This is a genomic window from uncultured Campylobacter sp. (genome assembly GCF_938031315.1).
Classification (GTDB): Bacteria; Campylobacterota; Campylobacteria; order Campylobacterales; family Campylobacteraceae; genus Campylobacter_B.
Map to the genome: position 1 here is coordinate 1 of NZ_CALHHT010000002.1, position 9,613 is coordinate 9,613.

General features: G+C 51.7%; 6 protein-coding genes and 1 pseudogene. 6 read left to right on the plus strand and 1 reads right to left on the minus strand.

The features are described 5' to 3' along the window. Positions 1 to 2,002 precede the first annotated feature (2,002 nt). The 6 genes and pseudogenes from recG to Q0236_RS00055 form a co-directional block, all read left to right on the plus strand. Positions 2,003 to 3,454, plus strand: a complete 1,452-nt coding sequence (recG, locus tag Q0236_RS00030; RefSeq protein WP_297913514.1) for an ATP-dependent DNA helicase RecG — start codon at positions 2,003 to 2,005, stop codon at positions 3,452 to 3,454. Positions 3,455 to 3,666: 212 nt separating this feature from the next. Beyond that, positions 3,667 to 4,149, plus strand: a complete 483-nt coding sequence (locus Q0236_RS00035; protein ID WP_297913509.1) for a hypothetical protein — start codon at positions 3,667 to 3,669, stop codon at positions 4,147 to 4,149. 531 nt (positions 4,150 to 4,680) lie between these two features. Next, on the plus strand, positions 4,681 to 5,922 hold the full coding sequence (gene hisS, locus Q0236_RS00040; protein ID WP_297913510.1) for a histidine--tRNA ligase: 1,242 nt from the start codon (positions 4,681 to 4,683) through the stop codon (positions 5,920 to 5,922). Beyond that, on the plus strand, positions 5,919 to 7,757 hold the full coding sequence (gene speA, locus Q0236_RS00045; protein ID WP_297913511.1) for a biosynthetic arginine decarboxylase: 1,839 nt from the start codon (positions 5,919 to 5,921) through the stop codon (positions 7,755 to 7,757). The genes hisS and speA overlap by 4 nt, the downstream gene beginning before the upstream one ends. Continuing rightward, entirely contained in the window at positions 7,754 to 8,449 is a 696-nt protein-coding gene (gene cysE / locus Q0236_RS00050; protein ID WP_297913512.1) for a serine O-acetyltransferase, read from the plus strand. The genes speA and cysE overlap by 4 nt, the downstream gene beginning before the upstream one ends. Before the next feature lie 11 nt (positions 8,450 to 8,460). Continuing rightward, positions 8,461 to 8,814, plus strand: a pseudogene (locus Q0236_RS00055) (aminotransferase class I/II-fold pyridoxal phosphate-dependent enzyme); the annotation flags it as partial. A gap of 211 nt (positions 8,815 to 9,025) precedes the next feature. Here Q0236_RS00055 and Q0236_RS00060 read toward each other — a convergent pair. Then, positions 9,026 to 9,613, minus strand: a 588-nt coding sequence (locus Q0236_RS00060; RefSeq protein WP_297913513.1) for a ComEC/Rec2 family competence protein, incomplete at its 5' end; no start/stop codon positions are given.

A 9,613-nucleotide genomic window follows, 5' to 3' on the forward strand; every position in this document is an offset into this window, starting at 1 on the left:
CGCTAAAACTTGCGAGGCTTTGCAAAAGCCGCTAAATCTGCGAGCCTTATAAGGGCGGCTAAATTTAAAGGCGCCGTGCGCGGCTCGGTAAAATTTTAGCGCACAAAATCAAAGCCCGATTTCGCACACCGTTTGTAAGCCGCGCCGTGAAATTTAAAAAGGCGCGGAGTGACGGCTGCCGTAATTGAATTTTTGCGGTTTGCAAATCGCGCTGTTAAATTTTAAAAGCGATCGCGCGCTATTTTAAAACCTAGCGCACGCTGCAAAGTACGGCCGCCAAATAAAAACAACGCGCAGAGCGGGCAAAATTTACAGGCGCAGCCGGCGAGTAAATTTGCCGCAATGGGCGAAAATTTTAAATAAATTTAAGTGAGCGATCTCGCTGCGACAGGTAAAATTTCGGCTAAATTTCGGTGAGCGATCTGCACGGCGCATAGAATTTCGCAGCGCAAGGGCTTAAACGCCTATCAAATTTAAAGGATGAAAATTGATTTTTGAAGCAAAAGACGCGGCGACGCTGCAAAAGGCGGGCATTACGACGCTTTTGGATCTGGCGCTGCTTCTGCCCAAAAGCTTCGACGATCTAAGCGTGGGGGACGCGCCGTGCGCGGGCGAGAGCACGGCAGAGGTCGAGTGCCTCTTCCAGCACAGGCGCGGCTCGATGCTCATCGTCACGGCGCACTGCCTCAGCTGGGAGCGCGAGATCAAAATCGTGATCTTCAACGCCAAAAGCTGGCACTTCGGCGCCTTTAAGCGCGGCAAAAAATTCTTCATCCACGGCAAATGCGACGAGAGCTTCGGCTCGTGGCAGTTCGTAAACCCAAAAATCGTAAGCGAGCCGGGCAGGATCGCGCCCAAATATAAAGCCGCGCTGAGCGACGCTACGGCGCAAAAGCTGATCAAAAAATATCTAAGCGCGAGTGCGCTTCTAGGCTGCGGGCTGCGCGCGGACGAGGCGGCGGTACTGCTCGCGCTACACGAGAGCTCGCCGCGCAGCGTGCGAATGCTAGCCGCGCTAAATAGGCAGCTCAAGGAGGGCGGCGCGGAAAATTTCGGCGAGCGCGACGACGTTTCAAACAGCGGCAAAATCCCGAGCGGCAGTGAAATTTTAAGCGATAAAATTTTAAATGGCGATGGAATTTCAGATAACGGCAAAATTCCAAGCTTACAAAGCTCCGCCGCCGCCGAAATTTTAAACGGCAGATCGCAAAATGATGAGATTTTTGGAGGTAAAATTTCAAACTATCCGCGAAGCGACGGAGTTCTTGCCTGCGAAGCAAAGCGCGGCGCGACGAATGAAATTTTAAGCGGCGGAATTACAAAGGACGCGGATACTTCACTCCTCCCAAGCCTCCGTAACGACGAGATTGCGAGCGATGAAATTTTAGACGGCGAGGAGCGTCAAGCGCACGATGCAGAAATTTATAACGACGAAAATTTTAGCGCTCAAGGCGACGAGGATTTTCTTGCCGCATACGACGCCGAGGCGCGTGAGGATGAAATTTCAGACGATCTTAAAGCCGATAATGAAGCGGTTGCAAGCGGGAAAAAAATTTCAAACGATCTAGTATCCGACGTCCAAGCAGCAGCACGGTCAGCAGACGCTCAAGTCGCAACCGCACAACCCATGCTAGAGCATGTCATTACCGAGCAGTCCGTAGCCGAGCAAGCCGCACAGCAAAATTTAAGCACCCAAGATATAGATACGCAATTCGCAGCGGTTCAAACTTCAGACATTCGAATCGCAGATTTGCAACCCGTAACCCCCCAAACTCAAGAAGCAGGTATGCAACCCGCAACAATCCAAACTTCAAGCCAAGTAGCGAGCGCGCAATTCGCGACCATCCAAACTTTGAGCACGCAAGCTACGGGCGCGCAGCCTGCATGCGATCAAACCGAAAAGCTTCAGACGGCAGTAGCCGTGCAGACCGCAACCGCGGAGCCTACGATCATTCAGGCCACAAGCAGCGCCGAGGCTGTTCAGGACGCGCTCGCCGCACCGATGAGCGCTTCGCGCGATTGTGTCGTGCAATCTACGCATTATCAAACTGAAACTATCCAGACCGCAGCCGCCCAAGCTACAACCGCCATACCTATAATAGCTCAAATTGCAAGCGACGCTGGAACTGTCCATGCCGCCGATGCCGTCCGAGCCGCAGCCGTCGCATCTATGAGCGGTGCTGAAATTTTACGCACGCTGAAATTTGTCGAAATTCTAAACTACCTGCAAAAGCTAAGCGCGAAAAAAACGAGCTTCCCTGCGCAAATTTACCCGTTGCACGACATTTCAGACTGGCTTACTTCGCTTCCTTTCGAGCCTACGCACGATCAACTAAACGCGATAAAGGATATCGCTAGCGATCTGCAAAGCCCTCTGGCGCGCCGCCGCGTCGTCATGGGCGACGTAGGCAGCGGAAAGACTCTCGTCATCCTCGCTAGCGCGGCGATGAATTACCCGCGCATCAGCTATCTGATGGCGCCTACGAGCATCCTAGCCGAGCAGATTTACGCCGAGGCGCGCCGTCTGCTGCCGCCGCAGATTAAGGTCCTGCTCGTAAAAAGCGGCGATCGCGAGCCGAATTTCGTGGGCGCGCACCTTATCATCGGCACTCACGCCCTGCTCTACCACGAGCTCGCGCCGTCAAATCTCATAATGGTCGATGAGCAGCACCGCTTCGGCTCCAACCAACGCGAAAAGATCGCGCGCCTCACCGAAAACGGCGAGTTTCGCGCGCATTTCATTCAGTTTAGCGCCACGCCGATACCGCGCACGCTAAGCATGATCCAATCCGAGCTCGTGAGCTTCAGCTTTTTAAAACAGCTGCCGTTTGAAAAACAGATCAAAACCAAAATCCTGCAAAACGACGGATTTGCTGGCTTTATGCAGGATCTGCGCCGTGAGCTCGCCGCGGGCAATCAAGCGATCATCGTCTATCCGCTCGTGCAGCAAAGCGAAAGCTCGGTCTATCAAAGCCTTGAGGAGGCGGCGCCGTTTTGGAAGGCTCAGTTTGCGGACGTGATGATCACTCACGGCAGCGACAAGGACAAGGAGGAGGTTTTGCGCCGCTTCCGAGACGAGGGGCGACTGCTGATAACTACAACGATCGTCGAAGTGGGCATCTCGCTGCCACGGCTTAGCGTCATTTTAATCGTGGGCGCCGAGCGGATGGGGCTCGCGTCGCTTCATCAGCTGCGCGGACGCGTCGGGCGCAAGGGACAGGCGGGGCGCTGCTACCTCTACACCAAGCTCAAATCCCCGCCGCAGCGCCTGCGCGAATTCGCAGCGACGCTGGACGGATTTAAGGTCGCAAATATCGATCTGAAAAACCGCCAGGGAGGCGATCTGCTGGGCGGCTCGGTGCAGCACGGCGCGATGTTTGCGTGGTACGATTACGAAGAGGACGTGACGGCTGCGGCAAAACAGCGACTGAAAGACATAGGACGGGGTGCATGAAATTCTACGAGATGCGATAGAATTTAAACGTAATTTTAGTCGCGGCAAAATTTTACGAAGCGAATGTGATTATGAGGTAACGGGCGATCTGATATAAAATTTGAAATTTCACGGCGCAGATTGCATCGGATAAAATTTAGAGCTTTACCAAGCCTTGTTTGCTTTTAATTTCTAAAATTTATGCAACTTAAAGTCCAAAAAAGGAGAACAAAATGGCTTACGTGACCTACGACAAGGCAAAATGGCACTGGGGCGCGAAAAATGCGCCGACAGATATCCCGCAGGAAAACGGCGCGACGCACATCGCGTTTTTCTTCCGCTGGTGCATGGAGCGCAAGCTCTACTCCAAGGACTTCGCGGCGGATTTCGCGGACGATATAGCGCGGATGGACGATAGCTTTGATTATCGCGGGTATTTTTTTGGCGCCATGGACGGCGTGCTGGGCATCGACGAGCTAAATACCGCGGACAAGGCCTTTGCGAAGGCCTACTACACCACGGACCGCACGAAATTTGCCAAAACGCACGGCTGGTATTTGCAGGATTACGACGATTTCGTCGCGCGCAAATTCGGCGATAAAAACTTCGACAACGCCTATTTTTACATAGAAAACTCGCCGCAAAATTACGCCGAGATCAAAGAGATCATCGACCGCCGCTACGAGGAATTCTTGAGCTTCAAGGCGGCGAAGTAGAAATTTTACCGCCGAGCTTAGCCGGTTTAAAATAGACGCCTAAGCCGAAACGGTGCGCGATCGACGACGCGGTAAAATTTAAAATTTTACGCAATGCGTTAAATTTTGCGCAGCGCGTAAATTTCGGTGGCGCTTTAATTTTACATAGCATGCCACGAGCTGGCGCGACGCATCGCAAATTAAATTTAAAATCAAACCGCTTCGCAGTGCGGGATACATTAAACCTAGCGGCGCGCTGTTTTTATAAGCCTGGCGCTGTATTTGCAAGCTCTCAGAATGTAATATTAGCAGCCGTTACGCCGATCGTCGCGCCGTAAATTTTATAAACGCCGATCGTTTAAAACAATTCTCAAAGATCGCGCAATCCGCATTTTAAGAATAAATTTGAAATTTTAAAATCATCGCGGCGCGCGATGTAAATAAGCAGAACCGATACAAAACCGCGAGCGGCAGGGCTTAAAATTTAGGAAAATTTAACTATAATCGCCGCAAAAATTTGAAAATTTTAAAATTTCACAAAGGATTTTATCGATGATCAAGGCACTTCGCGGTATGAACGATATTTCAGGCGAACAGGCGCGCATCTACTCGCAAATTTTAAGCGTGTGCGAGCGCGTGGCGCGCAATTACGGCTTTTGCCTCATCGAAACTCCCAAGCTCGAGCAGACCGCGCTATTTCGCCGCAGCGTCGGCGAGAGCAGCGACATCGTCGGCAAGGAGATGTATGAGTTTAGCGACAAAAGCGGCGATAGCGTCTGCCTGCGCCCCGAGGGCACCGCGGGCGTCGTGCGCGCCTTTATCGAAAAAAAGCTCGATCGCAGCGGCGGCGTGCATAAATTTTATTATCAAGGCTCGATGTTTCGCTACGAGCGCCCGCAAAAGGGGCGCCTGCGCGAGTTTCATCAATTCGGCGTCGAGTGCTTCGGCGAAAATAGCGTTTATGAGGACGCGAGCGTGATTTTGATGCTAGCTCAAATTTTACGCGAGCTAAATGTCGCCGCAACGCTTAAAATCAACTCTTTAGGCGATGAGGAGTGCATGCCCGCGTATAAAACCAAGCTCGTAAATTTCTTGCAAGATCGCAAAGACAGGCTCTGCGAGGACTGCCAAAGGCGCATCGACACCAATCCGATCCGCGTACTGGACTGCAAAAACGAGAGCTGCCAGAAAATTTTAGCCGCCGCGCCGCTCATAACGGAGAATTTAAACGACGCCTGCGCCGCGGAATTTACGCAGCTGCAAAGAATTTTAACCCAAAACGGACAAAAATTTCAGATCGATGCGAAGCTCGTGCGCGGGCTTGATTACTACTGCAAAACCGCCTTTGAGTTCGTCTCAAGCGAGCTTGGCGCGCAAAGCGCCGTAGGCGGCGGCGGGCGCTATGACAGACTCGTGGAGTTTTTAGGCGGCAGAAAGACGGCGGGCGTGGGCTTTGCGATCGGTATCGAGCGAATAGCCGAAATTTTAAAAACGCGCGAAAGCCCACAAGAGCGCGAGGGGATTTATATCGGCGCGCTGGATGAGGCGTTTGTTAGCACGGCATTTTCATTTGCGCTAAAGCTGCGGAAGCTTTGTAAAACTCAAATTTCATACGAGCCCAAGAGCCTAGCCAAGCATTTAAAAGCAGCCGACGGGGCGGAGGCAAAATTTTGCCTTTGTATCGGGCAGGACGAGTTTGATCGCGCCGAGGTGTGGTGCAAAAATTTAGAGGATCAAAGCACCTTTGCGATCAAATTTAAAGAGGTCGAAGCATTTTTTAAGGATAGAGCATGAGCGATTACGGACTAAATATTTGGGGAAATTCCAACTTCACGATAGACGGCGGCAAACTATGCCTAAACTCCGATTTCAAGCAGCCTTTGGTGGATATCATAAAAGAGATCCGCGCAGACGGCGTGCGAGGCCCGATACTGCTGCGCTTCCCGCACCTCATCAAAAAGCAGATCGTCGAAATTTACTCAAATTTTAACCGCGCTATTAAGGAGTTTGATTACAAGGGAAAATTCCACGCCGTCTATCCGCTTAAAGTAAATCAATTCCCGGGCTTCGTTAAAAATTTAGTCGATATCGGCGAGCCTTACGGATACGGGCTCGAAGCCGGCAGCAAGCCCGAACTGCTGCTAGCGATGGCGTATAATAACTACGGCGCGCCGATTACCGTAAACGGTTTTAAAGATAAGGAGCTCATCAATATCGGCTTCATCGCCGCAGAGATGGGGCATAACGTAACGCTTACGATCGAGGGGCTAAACGAGCTTGAAACCATCATCGAAACGGCTAAGGAGCGATTCGTGCCAAAGCCATTCATCGGGCTTCGCATCAGGCTGCACAACTCCGGAAGCGGCATGTGGGCGAAAAGCGGCGGGATAAATTCTAAATTCGGCCTTACCTCGACCGAGCTTATAGAGGCGATAAATTTGCTCAAGAAAAACGACCTCATCGAGCAGTTTACGATGATCCACTTTCATATCGGCTCACAGATTACAGAGATCCATCCGCTCAAAAAGGCCCTCATCGAGGCGGGCAACATCTATACCGAGCTACGCAAAATGGGCGCGAAAAATTTAAAATCCATAAATTTAGGCGGAGGTCTTGCTATCGAATACTCCCAAGCCAAAGAAAGCTCCAGCCGCAACTATACGCTAAAAGAATACGCCAACGACGTGGTCTTTTTGCTCAAATCGATCGCACAGGATAAAAAAGAGGCGGAGCCCGATATTTTTATCGAGAGCGGCAGATACGTAGCCGCCAGCCACGCGGTGCTCGTAGCGCCGATTTTGGAGCTTTTTACCCAAGAATACGCCGAAGAGAAGCTCGCCCTAAAAAAGGATAATCCGCCGGTAGTCGCCGAGCTATACGATCTGTATAAAACTCTAAAACCCTCCAACGCGCTAGAGTATCTGCACGACGCCATGTCGCACATGGAGAGCGTGCTTACCCTTTTTGATCTGGGATATGTCGATCTGATCGACCGCTCAAACGGCGAAATTTTGGTTCATCTAATAATGCGAAAGGCGTATGGAATTTTAGGCAACAAGCAAGAATACAGCAATTTCTTAAACTCCCTAGGCAACGCCCAAGAGCGCTATTTGGTAAATTTCTCGATCTTTCAAAGCCTGCCCGATTTTTGGGGCATCAAGCAGCACTTCCCGATCATGCCGCTAGAGAGGCTGGATGAGCGCGCCACGCTATCGGCGTCGATCTGGGATATCACCTGCGATAGCGACGGCGAGATAGAATTCGACAGTCAAAAAAATCCGCTATTTTTGCACGATTTCGATCCTGAAAAAGAGGAGTACTTCTTGGGCTTTTTCCTTGTCGGGGCCTATCAGGAGGTACTTGGCATGAGCCACAACCTCTTTGCGCACCCCACCGAAGCAACCGTGATCTTGCGCGATGACGGCGGCTTTGAGATCAAGGATTTCATCGAATCGCAATCGGTCATCGACATCTTGGAGGATATGGACTACGACGTAGTAGATATCCGCGAAAGCCTAAACGAGCGGATCGAAAAATCTGACCTCATAGACGCAAAAGAGAAAAAGCATATCCTGGGCGAGCTATATCTGTTTTTAAACGACAATAGCTACTTAAAGACGATAAAATGAGTTTTTGGCAAATTTTAAAACGGGACTTCACCGAGCCCTTGCGCCAAGACCCTGCATGCAACAGCGTATTTGAGATATTTTTCTGCTATCCAGGCGTCTGGGCGCTGATAAATTACCGTTTCGCGCACTTTTTCTACGAGCGAGGTTTTAAGCTTGTAGCTCGCGCGATCAGCGGACTTACTCGTATAATCACCGCCGTAGATATAAACCCGGGCGCACGTATCGGCTCGGGCGTATTTTTCGACCACGCCACGGGGCTTGTCATCGGAGAAACGGCGACCATCGGCGATAACTGTCTGATCTATCAGGGCGTCACTCTCGGCGGCGTGAGCTTAGAGCACGGCAAGCGCCATCCGACGCTGCAAAACGGCGTCGTAGTTGGTGCAGGAGCCAAAGTATTAGGCAACATCACCATCGGCGAAAATTCCAAAATCGGCGCAAATTCCGTCGTCGTAAAGGATGTCGCGCCAAACTGCACCGCCGTGGGCGTGCCCGCTAGAATTTTAGGCAGCTGCGAGAGCGATCCTTTAGCGCATAATAAAATTCCCGATATCAGCCAAGAGCTTATCAAATATCTCATCAAGCGTATCGAAATTTTGGAAGAGTGCATCTGCAGCGGCAGAAAAGATATCGCCACAATGGACGAGGATCTAAATAAATTCTACGAAGAGTATCTGAAATCATTAAAATAAAGGGGGGAGAGATGTTACTTTCAAATCGCGTAAAAATGCTCACAGAGAGCATCACGATAGCAATCAGCACGCAAGCTAAGCAGATGAGAGCACGAGGGCAAGACGTCGTCATTCTAAGTGCGGGCGAGCCTGATTTCGATACTGCAGAAGTCGCTAAAAAGGCGGTCATCGAGGCGATGGCTAAGGGCTGCGGCAAATACACTCCAGTCCGCGGTACGCCAGAAATTTTAAATTTAATCGCTCAAAAGCTAAAGCGCGACAACGACCTAAATTACAGACCCGATCAGATCATCACCAACGTCGGCGCCAAGCACTCGCTATTTAACGCTTTTAGCTGCGTCGTCGATGATGGCGACGATGTGGTTCGAGAACAGGGAACCCCCCGTCACCTCCGAGAGCATGGAATCGGCTAGTTCCGCCCCACAGACCCGGTTGACCTCGGCGTCGGGTTCCTCCGCCAGGGCGGCCCGGCGCCTGCCGTCGATGGCACGAGCGGCCAGCAGCGATTCCGAACCGGTGACGAGCAGGGTGCGTCCGAAACTGTTCACGCGCCCAGCATGCCAGCTGGCCCCGACATCAGCCACGCCAGCGACGCACCCCGATTCGCCCGTCGTCACCCGAGGAGACCGCGATGCTGCCCTCCGTGTCGGTGCGTGCCACCGCCATGCCCAGCGAGGTCACCCTGCTCAAGGTCTTGGGGCTCGGGTGCCCGTAGTCGTTGCCGATGGCATATGACATGACGGCATAGTCGGGTGAGAGTTTGGCGGCAAGCTTCTTTGTGGTGCCGGTGCGTGATCCATGATGCGATACCTTTAACACGTCAATGTGGTCTTCGACAGCCTGATTGATTAAAGCTGCGGGAGCGTCGCCCGTGAATAGGAAGGTCTTCTCGCCAACGGTCAGTTTAATGATGATTGAATAGTCGTTGGTGTTGTCGAAATGAGCGGACGAAGGCGGCCACAGAATATCGATGGAGTATTGGTCGGTTTTTGCGATGGTTGTGCCGGAGGTGGCCTGCGTGATGGTGAGGCCCTTTTTGTCAATGGCACTCAAAAAGTTCCTGAACGTCTCGGTGTTGTTTGTGGCGTTTGGCGCCCAGATGGATTTGATATCAGCGTCGGCGATAAGTTCTGCCATCCCGCCGATATGGTCGGCATCGGGATG

What these genes read in the sequence shown, in the direction of transcription:
- recG (WP_297913514.1), top strand. Translation starts at nt 2,003, where the DNA reads ATGAGCGCTTCGCGCGATTGTGTCGTGCAATCTACGCATTATCAAACT.
- Q0236_RS00035 (WP_297913509.1), top strand. Translation starts at nt 3,667, where the DNA reads ATGGCTTACGTGACCTACGACAAGGCAAAATGGCACTGGGGCGCGAAA.
- hisS (WP_297913510.1), top strand. Translation starts at nt 4,681, where the DNA reads ATGATCAAGGCACTTCGCGGTATGAACGATATTTCAGGCGAACAGGCG.
- speA (WP_297913511.1), top strand. Translation starts at nt 5,919, where the DNA reads ATGAGCGATTACGGACTAAATATTTGGGGAAATTCCAACTTCACGATA.
- cysE (WP_297913512.1), top strand. Translation starts at nt 7,754, where the DNA reads ATGAGTTTTTGGCAAATTTTAAAACGGGACTTCACCGAGCCCTTGCGC.